10 protein-coding genes and 1 pseudogene are annotated in these 13,789 nt (G+C 58.6%); 5 read left to right on the top strand and 6 right to left on the bottom strand.

Features of this window, described 5'->3' with window-relative positions; all coding sequences use genetic code 11:
- From ACCD00_RS27655 to ACCD00_RS27645, 3 genes are all read right to left on the bottom strand, one after another.
- On the bottom strand, positions 1–889 hold an 889-nt coding region (locus tag ACCD00_RS27655), incomplete at its 3' end, for a HipA domain-containing protein (RefSeq protein ID WP_413428442.1).
- 287 nt (positions 890–1,176) lie between these two features.
- Positions 1,177–2,985 (bottom strand): sodium-extruding oxaloacetate decarboxylase subunit alpha, encoded by a 1,809-nt coding sequence (gene oadA, locus ACCD00_RS27650; protein ID WP_413428441.1) that lies wholly within the window; start codon positions 2,983–2,985, stop codon positions 1,177–1,179.
- 11 nt (positions 2,986–2,996) lie between these two features.
- Complete coding sequence (locus tag ACCD00_RS27645) at positions 2,997–4,412, bottom strand: acetyl-CoA carboxylase biotin carboxylase subunit (protein WP_007971702.1); 1,416 nt, start codon at positions 4,410–4,412, stop codon at positions 2,997–2,999.
- A gap of 190 nt (positions 4,413–4,602) precedes the next feature.
- Between ACCD00_RS27645 and ACCD00_RS27640 the strand changes: the two genes are divergently transcribed.
- Entirely contained in the window at positions 4,603–5,565 is a 963-nt protein-coding gene (locus ACCD00_RS27640) for a LysR family transcriptional regulator (protein ID WP_008018315.1), read from the top strand.
- On the opposite strand, the gene ACCD00_RS27635 is transcribed toward ACCD00_RS27640, so the two are convergent.
- Both ACCD00_RS27635 and hexR read right to left on the bottom strand, forming a co-directional pair.
- Positions 5,507–5,716: a PA3496 family putative envelope integrity protein gene (locus ACCD00_RS27635; protein WP_008018316.1), complete on the bottom strand. Its 210-nt coding sequence runs from the start codon at positions 5,714–5,716 to the stop codon at positions 5,507–5,509. The genes ACCD00_RS27640 and ACCD00_RS27635 overlap by 59 nt on opposite strands.
- Positions 5,717–5,935: 219 nt before the next feature.
- Positions 5,936–6,802, bottom strand: a complete 867-nt coding sequence (gene hexR / locus ACCD00_RS27630) for a transcriptional regulator HexR (protein ID WP_007954250.1) — start codon at positions 6,800–6,802, stop codon at positions 5,936–5,938.
- A 339-nt stretch (positions 6,803–7,141) separates the two neighbouring features.
- Here hexR and ACCD00_RS27625 point away from each other — a divergent pair, with 339 nt between their 5' ends.
- Complete coding sequence (locus ACCD00_RS27625) at positions 7,142–7,456, top strand: hypothetical protein (RefSeq protein ID WP_413428440.1); 315 nt, start codon at positions 7,142–7,144, stop codon at positions 7,454–7,456.
- A 53-nt stretch (positions 7,457–7,509) separates the two neighbouring features.
- On the opposite strand, the gene ACCD00_RS27620 is transcribed toward ACCD00_RS27625, so the two are convergent.
- Positions 7,510–10,380 (bottom strand): putative bifunctional diguanylate cyclase/phosphodiesterase, encoded by a 2,871-nt coding sequence (locus ACCD00_RS27620; protein WP_413428439.1) that lies wholly within the window; start codon positions 10,378–10,380, stop codon positions 7,510–7,512.
- Between the two features lie 257 nt (positions 10,381–10,637).
- On the opposite strand from ACCD00_RS27620, the gene uvrD reads away from it, so the two are divergent.
- The 3 genes and pseudogenes from uvrD to ACCD00_RS27605 form a co-directional block, all read left to right on the top strand.
- Positions 10,638–12,821 carry a DNA helicase II gene (uvrD, locus tag ACCD00_RS27615; RefSeq protein ID WP_095964375.1) on the top strand — a complete coding sequence of 728 codons (2,184 nt, stop codon included), beginning with the start codon at positions 10,638–10,640 and terminating at the stop codon, positions 12,819–12,821.
- A 155-nt stretch (positions 12,822–12,976) separates the two neighbouring features.
- Complete coding sequence (locus tag ACCD00_RS27610) at positions 12,977–13,417, top strand: EamA family transporter (protein WP_007989639.1); 441 nt, start codon at positions 12,977–12,979, stop codon at positions 13,415–13,417.
- 179 nt (positions 13,418–13,596) lie between these two features.
- Positions 13,597–13,789, top strand: a pseudogene (locus ACCD00_RS27605) (hypothetical protein); the annotation flags it as partial.

The following is a 13,789-nucleotide window of genomic DNA, read 5'->3' as shown; positions in this document are numbered from 1 at the left end:
CGCGCCAGAGCCCGGCAAGCATGCGGATAACCTCCATGTGGTTCATCGCACTTCCAGGCTTGGTGACATTCGCCAGCGAATAAATCGACTCTACCGCCAAACGCTCTACACCCTGGACTGTTACCTGACGATCAAAACGCTGCATCCACAAGCTGGGTTTGGTCGCTTCCTCTAACGCCAATCCTTCCTCAACGACTGTTTCGATACCCAGCGCCTGGAGAGCTTTGTAGTAGTGGTATTCGCTTCGCAGGATATCTTGATCAGTCTGGTTACCTTTATTGCGGGCAAACTTCACAAACCAATGTTGGGTGACATCCCGGTCTTCCAGCACTGCGTCCGGATACAAGAGGCCGGTCTTGTTTTCGGCCAACAAAAGCTTCGGTGCCTCACCTCCGGCGCCTGTCGCACCGCCAATCGCAGCGCCCAGCTCATAGGCGTATTCGAGAAAACGGTTGTCTCGACTGATGACATCCTGACGCTCAAACCCAATAGGCTCACGCTCATCAACCGCCTCGGCAGATTCTTTGATTCGCATGTTGCCGATAGGTGCCGGTGTACTCCTGCCCAACAGGTAAAGGTCGGCACTGATGTCAGCGGGTTTGTCTTGCCCTACGCGTGCGAGAAGAAATCGTTTTGCAGCTCCGGCAGGTGCAATGTCATGCACGAATGCTGGCGCGTTGGATCGCCGACCTTCCCAATCCAATGGGATTCTTGCACTCACAGCCTTGGAGAACGGGGATCCGATGGCTTCATGGTTATCGACGAGATAACCCGTTTCGTAACCAAAATTGCACCGGCTTTCGAAACCCTTTTCAGGGTTATCAAAGCTCAAGACCATAGCGTCGGACCATTCACCCGCCGTAAAAATCTGCAATGTCAGGTTGTACATGCTTTTCCACCTGCATTTAAATGCACTTTTTGAAGAGCTCCACCAAGTATAAACGCAATATAATGCATCAGAGGCAAATCAACAGCATTGCCATACGCAATAAAATGCACACGAAAGGTGATCCCCTGCCGTAAAACTGCAAAATAATGCAGTTTTAGCAGTGACGCTTAGGTGCTGTCGGGAAGACATCAGAAAAAATGCGCGCTTCCAGGAAAGGAGTTGCAGGCATAAAAAAAGGGGAGCACATGCCCCCCCGAGGTTTAAAGCGTTGAATCGAGGCTGTTAACTCAGCCTTCGATCTCGATCAGGATTTCACCCGGATTGACCCGGTCGCCCTTGGCCACGTGAATGGCGGTGACTTTGCCGGCGATGGCGGCCTGGACTTCGGTTTCCATCTTCATCGCTTCGGTGATCAGCACGGCCTGGCCTGCCTTGACGGTGTCACCTTCCTTGACCAGCACATCGACGATGTTGCCTGGCATGGTGGTGCTGACATGGCCTGGTGCGCTGGCCTGCTTGCGCTTGCTGCTGCCGCCGCCGACGAACTCGTTGAGCGGCTCGAACACCACCTCTTCCGGCATGCCGTCGATGGACAGGTAGAAGTGACGCTTGCCTTCGGACTTGACGCCAACACCGGTGATATCGACGCGGTAGGTTTCGCCGTGAACGTCGATGACGAACTCGGTCGGCACGCCTTCGCCGCCTGCCGAAGCCACCTTGCCGGCTTCCGGAATCGGCAACAGCACTTCAGGTGTCAGGGTTCCAGCCGCACGCTCTTCGAGGAACTTGCGGCCGATGTCCGGGAACATGGCGTAGGTCAGCACGTCTTCTTCAGACTTGGCCAGTGCACCGATATCGGCGCGCAGCTTGGCCATTTCCGGCTTGAGCAGGTCGGCCGGGCGAACGTCGATAACCTCTTCGCTGCCGATGGCCTGGCGACGCAGCTTCTCGTTCACCGTGCCCGGCGCCTTGCCGTAGCCACCTTGCAGGTAGAGCTTCACTTCGTTGGTGATGGTCTTGTAGCGCTCGCCGGCCAGCACGTTGAAGAACGCCTGGGTGCCGACGATCTGCGACGTCGGGGTCACCAGCGGCGGGAAGCCGAGGTCTTCGCGAACCCGCGGAATCTCGGCCAGCACTTCGCTCATGCGGTTGAGGGCGCCCTGCTCTTTCAACTGGTTGGCCAGGTTGGAAATCATCCCGCCCGGTACCTGGTTGACTTGGACACGGGTGTCGACGGCAGTGAATTCGCTTTCGAACTGGTGGTACTTCTTGCGCACGGCGTAGAAATACAGACCGATCTCTTGCAGCAGCTCCAGGTTCAGGCCGGTGTCGAACTCGCTGCCTTTAAGGGCGGCGACCATCGACTCGGTACCCGGGTGGCTGGTGCCCCAGGCGAAGCTGGAGATCGCGGTGTCGATGTGGTCGGCGCCGTTTTCGATAGCCTTCATCTGGCACATTGCAGCCAGACCAGCGGTGTCATGGGAGTGGATGAACACGGGCAGCGATTGCTCGGCTTTCAGTGCCTTGACCAGTTCACCGGTGGCGTACGGGGTCAGCAGGCCAGCCATGTCCTTGATCGCCACCGAGTCGCAACCCATGGCTTCCATTTGCTTGGCCTGGTTCACGAAGGCCTCGATGGTGTGCACCGGGCTGGTGGTGTAGGCGATGGTGCCTTGGGCGTGTTTGCCCGCCGCTTTCACCGCTTCGATGGCCACGCGCAGGTTACGCACGTCGTTCATGGCGTCGAAAATGCGGAACACGTCGATACCGTTGACTGCAGCCTTGGCAACGAAGGCTTTGACCACGTCGTCGCTGTAGTGGCGGTAGCCCAGCAGGTTCTGGCCACGCAGGAGCATTTGCAGACGGGTGTTAGGCAGCGCGGCGCGCAATTGGCGCAGACGCTCCCACGGGTCTTCTTTCAGGAAGCGTACGCAGGCGTCGAACGTCGCGCCGCCCCAGCACTCCAGCGACCAGTAGCCGACTTTGTCGAGCTTGTCGCAGATCGGCAGCATGTCTTCGGTGCGCATGCGGGTCGCGAGCAGCGATTGGTGGGCGTCGCGCAGGATCGTGTCGGTAACGTGGATTTGCTTGCTCATTGTTCTATTCCTCACAGGCCTGCGTGGGCGGCGATGGCGGCGGCGATGGCCAGGGCCAGCTCTTCGGGTTTGCGCTTGATCGAGTAGTTGGTCAGTTCAGGGTGGCTTTCAACAAAGCTGGTGTTGAACTGGCCGCTACGGAATTCCGGATTGCGGAGGATTTCCTGGTAATACGCGGCGGTGGTCTTGACCCCTTGCAGACGCATGTCGTCGAGGGCGCGCAAGCCACGGTCCATCGCCTCTTCCCAGGTCAGCGCCCACACCACCAGTTTCAGGCACATGGAATCGTAGAACGGTGGAATGGTGTAACCGGTGTAGATCGCCGTGTCGGTACGCACGCCAGGACCGCCGGGCGCGTAATAACGGGTGATCTTGCCGAAGCTCGGCAGGAAATTGTTTTTCGGGTCTTCGGCGTTGATCCGGAATTGCAGCGCGAAACCGCGGTGCTGGATGTCTTCCTGTTTCACCGAAAGCGGCAGGCCGGAGGCGATGCGGATCTGCTCACGGACAATGTCGATGCCGGTGATTTCTTCGGTGATGGTGTGTTCCACCTGCACCCGGGTGTTCATCTCCATGAAGTACACCTCGCCCTCGGCGAGCAGGAACTCCACGGTGCCGGCATTCTCGTAGCCCACGGCCTTGGCTGCGCGTACCGACAGGTCGCCGATGTAGGCGCGCTGTTCCGGGGTCAGTTGCGGGCTCGGGGCGATCTCGATCAGCTTCTGGTTGCGGCGCTGGATCGAGCAGTCACGCTCGAACAGGTGCACCACGTTGCCGAAGCTGTCACCGAGAATCTGCGCTTCGATGTGTTTCGGATTGACGATGCATTTTTCCAGGAACACTTCCGCCGAACCGAACGCCTTGGTGGCTTCGGAAATCACTCGCGGGAAAGCCTGTTCGAGTTCTTCACGGCTGTTGCAACGACGAATGCCGCGACCGCCGCCACCGGAGGTAGCCTTGAGCATCACCGGGTAACCGATGCGGTCGCCTTCGGTCAGGGCTTCTTCGATGCCCGACACGTTGCCTTCGGTGCCCGGGGTGACCGGCACGCCGGCCTTGATCATGCTGCGGCGCGCTTCAGTCTTGTCGCCCATGCGGCGAATGACTTCCGCCGACGGGCCGATGAATTTGATACCGCGCTCAGCGCAGATCTCCGCCAGTTCGGCGTTTTCCGAAAGGAATCCGTAACCGGGATGCAATGCATCGCAGCCGGTTTCCACGGCCAGGTTCACCAGCTTGCGCGGGTTCAGGTAACCGGCCAAGGGCTCGGCACCAATACTGTGGGCCTCGTCCGCACGCTTCACATGCAAGGCATGACGGTCGGCGTCGGAATAGATCGCGACCGAGCGAATGCCCATTTCGGCGCAGGCACGCACGATTCGTACGGCAATCTCACCACGGTTGGCGATCAGGATCTTTGTTATCACTTGGAAATTCCCTTGAGCCGGTGGTACCCACGACCTGCTAGACCAGGTCGACGCGTGACCAAATGTTTCAATTTGGTCGCAGGTCCACACTAGCGCCCACAAGGGATTAACAAAAATGAATAATTATTGGGTCGCGCATAAGTAAAGACTTATAGTTGATTCTCCAGCCAGCGGCGAGAGTGACCATATAATGCGTAAGTCATTGATGCGTATGACTTTACGGCAATTGCAGATCTTCAACGAGGTCTGTGATTTGCGGTCGTACAGTCGCGCGGCCGAGGAAATGTCGCTCACACAACCTGCCGTCAGCCTGCAGATTCGTCAACTTGAAGAGCTGATTGGCCAGCCTTTGTTCGATTACGTCGGCAAAAAACTCTACATGACCGAAGCGGCTGAAGCGTTACAGCGGGCCAGCCGGGATATTTTCGGACGCCTGGAAAACCTCGACATGCAGTTGTCGGACATGCAGGGCTCGCTGCAGGGGCAACTGAAACTGGCGGTGGAATCCAGCGCCAAATATTTCGTGCCGCACTTGTTTGCCGCCTTCAAACGCCAACACCCGGAGGTGAACCTGCAACTGACGGTGGTCAATCGCGGCCAGGTTATTCGGCGTTTGTCGGACAACCGCGACGACCTGGTGATCATGTCCATGGTGCCTCAGGACATGGGCCTGGAATTCCTGCCGTTCCTGAACAACCCGATCGTCGCCGTGGCGCCACCGGATCACCCGCTGTGTCATATGGGGCCGCTGCGCCTGCAGGATCTCGAGCCCTACACACTGCTGTTGCGTGAGCCAGGCTCCGGGACGCGGCTGGCGTGCGAAGAATACTTCAAAGAGAAACGCGTGCACTTCAACCAGACCCAGGAAGTCTCGTCTGCCGAAGCCCAGCGTGAATGTGTACTGGCAGGCCTGGGCGTTGCGCTGTTGACGCGCCACGCCCTGAACCTTGAGCTGGCAACCGGTGGGCTGATCGAGCTACCCGTCGAAGAGCTGCCACTGTTTCGCAGTTGGTGCCTGGTGCAGGCCAAGGCGAAACGCCTGTCACCGGTGGCTCACGCCTTCCTGGCATTTATCCGTAGTGAACGGATTCAAATCAGCGCGCTGGTTGAGCGTTTCGACGGGAAGTCGAGGGAGTTGCCTGCCAGAAGTTGAGTTCCAACTCCGGAAAATCGCCAATTTCGGCCAGAAGCTGACGGCGTTCGCAGCGATCTTCAATGGCGCGACGGAATTCCATGCGGCGCTGATCTTCTTGCTGACGACGGGTTTTGACAGCGCTGTTGCGTTCTTCGTAAGGCATGGCCATTTCGAGTCTCCCAAGGCGAGTACGGGAGTTTCAAGATAGGCGCCGAGGATGACGGTTTGGCGGCTCGGGCGTTACAGACTGATGAAACGTGCGGCGTATTCGAGGACGCCTTCGCGAGCAAGCCCGCTCCCACATTTGACCGTATCCATCTGGCAGAACTCGGTCGAATGTGGGAGCGGGCTTGCTCGCGAATAAGGTCGGAACGACCTTACGACGACATCAGTCGTCCAGCGCTTTCACCGACTTGGGCGACAACCGCAAGCTGCGCAGGCTGCGCTTGACGCTCTTGAGGTGATTGACCAGGCTCGGACCACGCGCCATGGCCACGCCCATTGCCAGCACGTCGATCACCACCAGGTGGGCGATACGCGACGTCAGCGGCGTATAGATTTCAGTGTCTTCATGCACATCGATCGCCAGATTGACCGTCGACAGCTCGGCCAATGGTGTCTGGCTCGGGCACAAGGTGATCAGCGAAGCACCGCTTTCGCGCACCAGGTTGGCGGTGATCAGCAGGTCCTTGGAGCGCCCGGACTGGGAAATGCAGATCGCCACGTCGGTTGGCTTGAGCGTCACGGCCGACATCGCCTGCATGTGCGGGTCAGAATACGCCGCTGCCGTCAGCAGCAAGCGGAAGAACTTGTGCTGGGCGTCCGCTGCGACCGCACCGGAGGCGCCGAAGCCATAGAACTCGACACGCTGGGCCTGGGACATGAGCGTCACGGCCCTCTGCAATTCCAGCGGATCGAGTTTCTCGCGAACCTCCATCAACGTATGCAGGGTGGTGTCGAAGATTTTCAGGCTGTAGTCGGCGACCGAATCATCCTCATGGATCGCAAACTGGCCGAAACTCGCACCTGCCGCCAGGCTCTGGGCCAGCTTCAGCTTCAGGTCCTGAAAGCCGGAACAACCGATGGCACGGCAAAAACGCACGATGGTCGGCTCACTGATGCCCACGCTGTGGGCCAGGTCGGCCATGGAGCTGTGCATCACGGCCGCAGGATCAAGCAGCACATGGTCGGCGACCTTGAGCTCCGACTTGCGTAACAGGTGGCGAGACTGGGCGATGTGTTGCAGCAGATTCAAAGGGCTGGACTCTTTGTTATTGGCAGGTGCCGGGGATGTAGCACGCTTGTAGTTATACTACATGAATCGGCTTTTTGCCTGCTCAATGCGTAACCGGATCCCTCGATTTCAGGTGCCCGCGCCTCATGTAGCACTCGCGCTCGACGCTCAGGCGCACCATCGCGACATCACTGGACGGGCAGCGCCCCCACCATTAATGCTTGCATATCGATATTCAGATGATAAATACCGGAACACACAACCTTACAAAGCCAAACTAAAAAACTTATCGCTCGCAACTTCAGATGGATATATTAATTCGGCAGGAAGCAATATAACTAATTACTGGAGTTACAAACCATGAGTATTAAAACCAAAGACTGGACCGCACAAATCGACCGAATGCCTGGGAGCCAGTCTTTCCGCGTCAATGGCACCGTAACCGTTGCCGATCCCCGCGTTATACCAAAACTGGAACTCAGCGATATTCAGGATAAGTCCTTTGATCTGCGACTGGATCTGGTACTTGCAATACCTCAGGATATTACACTGCATGTCTTAACTGACAAATTCATCGAATATAAAACAATGGGAGACTCTAACGTCAGTGGCGTTAGTATCTTCTACGAAGGAGAGTTGCTGCACCATATCGATGAAGTCATGATTTCCAGCTAAGTACACATCGACTTCCCGTCGGCTCTGGAAAACAACCGGCGGGAAGCACCTTTTCAATCCATGGATTGTTCGCGCAGCAGCGCCGCAAGCCCATCCGCCTCGACCGGCCGGCTGATGAGATAGCCTTGCACCTCGTCACAGAGCTCATTCTTGAGAAACTCAAGCTGCTCGCGTCGTTCGACCCCTTCCGCCACGACCTTCAACGACAAGCCGTGTGCCATGGCAATGATTGCCCGGGTAATCGCCGCGTCTTCAGTGCCCTCACCCAATCCGCGGATAAACGCCTGGTCGATCTTCACGTAATCCACCGGAATCCGCTTGAGGTAACTCAGGGACGAATACCCCGTGCCGAAATCATCGATGGCCAGCTTCACCCCTAGATCTCGCAATTGCTGGAAAGTAGCGATGATATGTTCGACGCTGTCGAGCAACTGGCTTTCAGTGAGTTCCAGCTCCAGGAGGTGCGGTGCCAGCGCGGTTTCCTCCAGGACCTGTCGCACCAGACTGACCAGCTTGCCTTGGCGCAACTGGTGTACCGACAAATTGACCGACACCCGGATCGGCTCAAGCCCCTGCCGCTGCCACTCACAGGCTTGCCAGCAGGCCTGACGCAACACGAACTCACCGATCGGGCCGATCAATCCAGTCTCTTCAGCCAGGCCGATGAAATCCCCCGGCGGCACACGGCCCATGGTCGGATGATCCCAGCGCACCAAGGCTTCGGCGGCATTGAGCTTGCCCGTGGCAAGGCACAGCTTGGGTTGGTAAAACACCTTCAGCTGTTGCTCTTCGACGGCCTTGCGCAAATGGTTTTCCAGCTGCAAGCGCTCCAGCGTGCTGGCTTGCAGACTGTCGGTGTAAAACTGGAAGTTATTACCACCCAGGTGTTTGGCGTGTTGCATGGCCATGTTCGACTGACTGACCAATGCAGATATTTCCCGGGCGCTGTCCGGCAACAGGCTGATACCCATCGACGCGCTGACCACCAGCTCATGGCCGTCGATGGTGACGGGCAAACGCAACTTGCTCGCCAGACGAGTCGCCACCCGGGCCAGGCTCGAAAGGTTGCCATAGGAATTGAACAGCACAGCAAATTCGTCACCGGAAAGGCGCGCGATGGTGTCTGCCTCAGGCAATGCATTCACCAGTCGCCGGGCCATTTTCTGCAATAGCTGGTCGGCGACTTCATGCCCCAGGCTGTCGTTGAGTTGCTTGAACCGATCGAGATTGATGTGCAGCAACGCCAGGCTGCGATAACCGCCCTGTCGCACTCGTTGGTGAGCCTCGCTGAGTCGTTCGCGGAACATCGAGCGGTTGGCCAGACCGGTAAGTTCGTCGTAATGGGTCAGATAGCGCATCCGCTCTTCGGATTCCCGGCGGGCGGAGAGATCAGCGAAGAAGCCCACAATATGGCTGACATTTCCCCGGGTATCGCGCACAGCATTCAGTTGCAGCCATTGCGGATACATCTCGCCGTTCTTGCGGGTTTCCACCAATTCGCCCTGCCAGCTGCCTTGCTGTTCCAGCGCCTGATGTATTGCGGCGTAATGCCGACGCGCATCGCGGCTGCAGGGCAACTCAACGACATTGCGGCCGATCATGTCTTCGATGTCATAGCCGGTCACTCGACTGAAGGCTTGATTGACCGCGATCAGGGCGTAGTTCGGATCGAAAATCACGATCCCTTCGCTGGCCGCCTCGAAAACGGTCGCCGCCAGTTGCCGCTGTTCTTCCAGGCCTTTGCTGACGCTGATGTCGCGGCGAGTGCCAACCATGCGAATCACCCGGCCGTTTTTGGCGCGCTCGACCGCCCGCCCACGGTCCTCGATCCAGACCCAGTGGCCGTCGCCATGCCGTACGCGATACTCGATCTGATAGTCCTCGGTGCGGCCCTTCATATGCTCGACCAGCGCCCTTTTCAGCGCAGGAAGATCCTCGGGATGCAGGCGCGGCTTGAGGTGACGCAGTAATGCGGTGACCTGCTCCGGCTCCAGGCCGAACAATTCCTGAATCTGCGTGTGATGGACTTCGTCGGTTTGCAGATTCCAGTCCCACAACCCCAACTCGCTGGCCTTCAATGCCAGCGCCAGACGCGCCTCACTCTTGCTCAGCGCCTGGTTGGCAGCGTCCAGCTCCAGGCTGCGCTGAGCGACACGGTTTTCCAGGTCGATCTGAATCTCCCGCAACTCGTCCTCGGCCCGTCGGCGCTGTTCGATCTCCTTGGCCAGCTTCTGATTGAGCTGATCACTGCAGCTTTGCGCCTGCTGCAAATGCTCGATCAGTGCCTGATTCTGAAAGCGTCGCATCAAGCCCCGATCGATCAATCGATTGACCTGCCAGGCAACCACGCTCAATGCACCGAGCAGAATCAGCCCGAACCAGCCCCAACCTTGCTGCTGCTCGCCCCCCCCAAAAAACATATAGGCGATGGCCGGCAACAGGCAGGGCAAGGTAAAAGACAGAAAGGCCGGCAAACTGACCGCATAAGCCACGCTGGCCGAAAGCGCTGCGGCGCCGATGAGGCCGAAGACCCAGGCTTGCTGAATGAAGTTGTCGGCGGGAGCCAGGGCGATGCCGGCACCGGCCAGGGTCAGGCCGGTGAGGCCGGAGCCCAGCCAGAACATCCTTCGCCAAATGGGATGGGCCTGTCGATTGGGAATTGCCGAGTCGAAGGCTGCGACCTGAATCACCCGTAATGCCACCAGTGACAACAACCACACCAGCCAGACACTGACCAGGAAGTAGCGCTGCGGACTCCAGAGCAAACCGGCGCAGACCAGGCCATTGATCAGCATGAACAACGTGGGCAGCAGCGAGCCCTGATACAACAGGCGCGTGCGTTCGACCGCCATTTCCATGGCGTACTGTTTACGGATCTCCCGGGGTTCCACAATGGGGCCCGACAGGTCGAAGCTGAGGGTCATAGGCGATGTTCTTGTTCTTATAATGATGAGCATGAGCCCGAAACTGCTCGGAGCATACACAAGCAATTGCCCGGACCAAACTGCTGCTGATCAATAAATCGCCAAATTTTTCAGTCGCCGACGCCCCCTGAAAACGCTGAAGACTCGCCCCGCCAACGCCTGCAGCCGATGACCGACCGGTCGTCCTTCGCATAACTTTCATCGGCTAAAGCGAAGCGGAGTTTGCCCGGTGTGTCGCGTCCCCCTAGAATGCCCTGATGCGCGATGATCTCTCCCTTCTGCTGAACTCCCTCAACGATGCCCAACGCCAGGCCGTAGCGGCCCCCGTGGGTCGTCAGTTGGTCCTGGCCGGTGCTGGTTCCGGTAAAACCCGAGTGCTGGTGCACCGTATCGCCTGGCTGATCCAGGTCGAAAACGCCTCGCCCCACTCCATCCTGTCGGTGACCTTCACCAACAAGGCTGCTGCCGAGATGCGCCAGCGCATCGAGCAGTTGATGGGTATCAACCCGGCCGGCATGTGGGTCGGCACCTTCCACGGCCTGGCGCACCGCTTGTTGCGGGCGCACTGGCAGGAAGCGGGCTTAAGCCAGACTTTCCAGATTCTCGACAGCGACGACCAGCAACGGCTGGTCAAGCGGGTGATCCGCGAGCTCGGCCTGGATGAGCAACGCTGGCCGGCCCGTCAGGCCCAGTGGTTCATCAACGGGCAGAAAGACGAAGGCCTGCGTCCGCAACACATTCAAGCCAGCGGTGACCTGTTCCTGGCGACCATGCGCGGCATCTATGAAGCCTACGAGGCCGCCTGCCTGCGTGCGGGTGTCATCGACTTCTCCGAATTGCTGCTGCGCGCCCTCGATCTGTGGCGCGATCACCCAGGCCTGCTCGCTCACTATCAAAAGCGCTTCCGGCACATCCTGGTGGACGAGTTCCAGGACACCAACGCCGTGCAGTACGCCTGGTTGCGCCTGCTGGCCAAGGGTGGCGACAGCCTGATGGTCGTAGGCGACGACGACCAGTCGATCTACGGCTGGCGCGGCGCGAAAATCGAGAACATCTACCAGTACTCCGAAGACTTCCCGGACGCCGAAACCATTCGCCTGGAGCAAAACTATCGCTCCACCGCCGGCATCCTGAAGGCAGCCAACGCCTTGATCGCCAACAACACCGGGCGCCTGGGCAAAGAGCTGTGGACAGACGGCGGCGATGGCGAAGCGATCAACCTGTACGCCGCCTTCAACGAACACGACGAAGCACGCTACGTTGTCGAAACCATCGAAAGCGCGCTGAAAACCGGCTTGTCTCGCAGCGATATCGCGATTCTGTACCGCTCCAACGCCCAGTCGCGGGTTCTGGAAGAGGCCTTGCTGCGCGAGCGCATTCCCTACCGTATCTATGGCGGTCAGCGCTTCTTCGAACGCGCCGAAATCAAGAACGCCATGGCTTACCTGCGGTTACTTGAAGGACGGGGCAACGACGCGGCACTGGAACGGGTCATCAACGTGCCAGCCCGCGGCATCGGCGAGAAAACCGTCGAAGCGATCCGCGACCATGCGCGCCACAGCGACGTGTCGATGTGGGAAGCGATGCGCCAACTGGTAGCCAACAAAGGCCTGACCGGTCGTGCAGCCGGTGCCCTCGGCGCGTTTATCGAGCTGATCGAGAACCTCGCTGCCAAGTGCATGGAAATGCCGCTGCATCTGATGACCCAGACCGTCATCGAGCAGTCGGGGCTGATCGCCTATCACGAAGCGGAAAAAGGCGAGAAAGGCCAGGCCCGGGTAGAAAACCTTGAGGAACTGGTCAGCGCCGCGCGCAACTTCGAAAACAGCGAAGAAGACGAAGACCTGACGCCGCTCGCGGCCTTCCTCGGTCATGCGTCGCTGGAAGCCGGCGACACCCAGGCCGACGAGCACGAAGACAGTATTCAATTGATGACCCTGCACAGCGCCAAGGGCCTGGAATTCCCTTACGTGTTCCTGGTGGGCATGGAGGAAGGCCTGTTCCCGCACAAGATGAGCCTGGAAGAACCCGGCCGCCTTGAGGAAGAGCGTCGTCTGGCCTATGTCGGCATCACTCGGGCCATGCAGAATCTGGTGATGACCTACGCCGAAACCCGCCGCCTGTATGGCAGCGAGACCTACAACAAGGTGTCGCGCTTCGTACGCGAAGTTCCGAAAGGCCTGATCCAGGAAGTGCGGTTGTCCAATAGCGTCAGCCGTCCGTTCGGTGGCAACCAGTCGATGAGTGGCAGCAACCTGTTCAGCGGCAGCGAGATTCCGCAGACCGGCTTCAGCCTGGGCCAGACTGTGCGCCACTCGATATTCGGTGACGGCGTGATCCTCAACTTCGAAGGCGCCGGGGCCCAGGCCCGGGTACAGGTGAACTTCAGCGAAGGCAGCAAGTGGCTGATGCTGGGTTATGCCAAGCTGGAAGCGATCTAAAGCTCGCAGAAGGATCAATGTGGGAGCGGGCTTGCTCGCGAATACGGTGGGTCAGTCTCTATTGAGGTTGCCTGACACTCCGCTTTCGCGAGCAAGCCCGCTCCCACAAGGTTCTGTGTAGTCTCCAGTTTCATGTAAGCAATCAAGGAACCGTCATGGGCTCGGGCTTTTTTTCTTCCTGGACATTCTGGGCCCTGTTATCCGCGGCTTTCGCGGCGATGACCGCCATTTTCGCGAAAGTCGGCATCGAAAACGTCAATTCCGACTTCGCCACCCTGCTGCGTACGATCGTGGTATTGGTCAGCCTGGCCTTGATTTTGTACGCCACGGGCCAATATCAGTCATTGGGATCGATCTCTGCGAAGAGTTATCTGTTCCTGTTGTTGTCGGGCCTGGCCACCGGGGCGTCGTGGATCTGCTATTTCCGCGCACTCAAGGTCGGTCCGGCCTCACTGGTCGCTCCAGTGGACAAACTCAGCGTGGTGCTGGTCGCCATACTGGGCGTGGTTCTGCTGGGAGAAAAACTCGACCTGCGCCAATGGGGCGGAATCGGTCTGATCACGGCCGGGGTCGTCATGCTGGCCCTACGACGCTAGGCGAACGTCCTACAAAACTTTTCCACTCATCTGACATATCAAAATCAAAAGGCCTTATTGCGCTGACTGAAGCTGAACACGACCTGTCAGGCAAAAGCCCGAAACACTCTGCCGCTAGCCAGTAACACTTCAGCTGTGCAACATGGCGCGCGTGCCTTCCACAAATGGGAATTCCCTTTATGAAACGTTTTCTTAGCATCGCCATGGCGTTGTGCATCGGCCTGACGATGAGTCTCGACGTCAATGCCGCCAAGCGCTTCGGTGGTGGCAAAAGCGCAGGCGCTGCGCCGACGCACCAGACCAGCCAGATGGCTCCTTCTTCTCCAGGCATGGGCGGCGCCGCGGCGACCGCTGGTGCTGCCGGTGCCGCCC

This window comes from Pseudomonas sp. Pseusp3 (assembly GCF_047304225.1).
In the GTDB taxonomy this organism is placed as follows: Bacteria; Pseudomonadota; Gammaproteobacteria; order Pseudomonadales; family Pseudomonadaceae; genus Aquipseudomonas; species Aquipseudomonas fluorescens_CD.
This window is presented reverse-complemented; position numbering and strand designations above follow the sequence as displayed.

Coding starts and splice junctions, on each gene's coding strand:
- ACCD00_RS27635 (WP_008018316.1), bottom strand. CDS start 5,716: ATGGCCATGCCTTACGAAGAACGCAACAGCGCTGTCAAAACCCGTCGT.
- uvrD (WP_095964375.1), top strand. CDS start 10,638: ATGCGCGATGATCTCTCCCTTCTGCTGAACTCCCTCAACGATGCCCAA.
- ACCD00_RS27620 (WP_413428439.1), bottom strand. CDS start 10,380: ATGACCCTCAGCTTCGACCTGTCGGGCCCCATTGTGGAACCCCGGGAG.
- oadA (WP_413428441.1), bottom strand. CDS start 2,985: ATGAGCAAGCAAATCCACGTTACCGACACGATCCTGCGCGACGCCCAC.
- ACCD00_RS27610 (WP_007989639.1), top strand. CDS start 12,977: ATGGGCTCGGGCTTTTTTTCTTCCTGGACATTCTGGGCCCTGTTATCC.
- ACCD00_RS27640 (WP_008018315.1), top strand. CDS start 4,603: ATGCGTAAGTCATTGATGCGTATGACTTTACGGCAATTGCAGATCTTC.
- ACCD00_RS27625 (WP_413428440.1), top strand. CDS start 7,142: ATGAGTATTAAAACCAAAGACTGGACCGCACAAATCGACCGAATGCCT.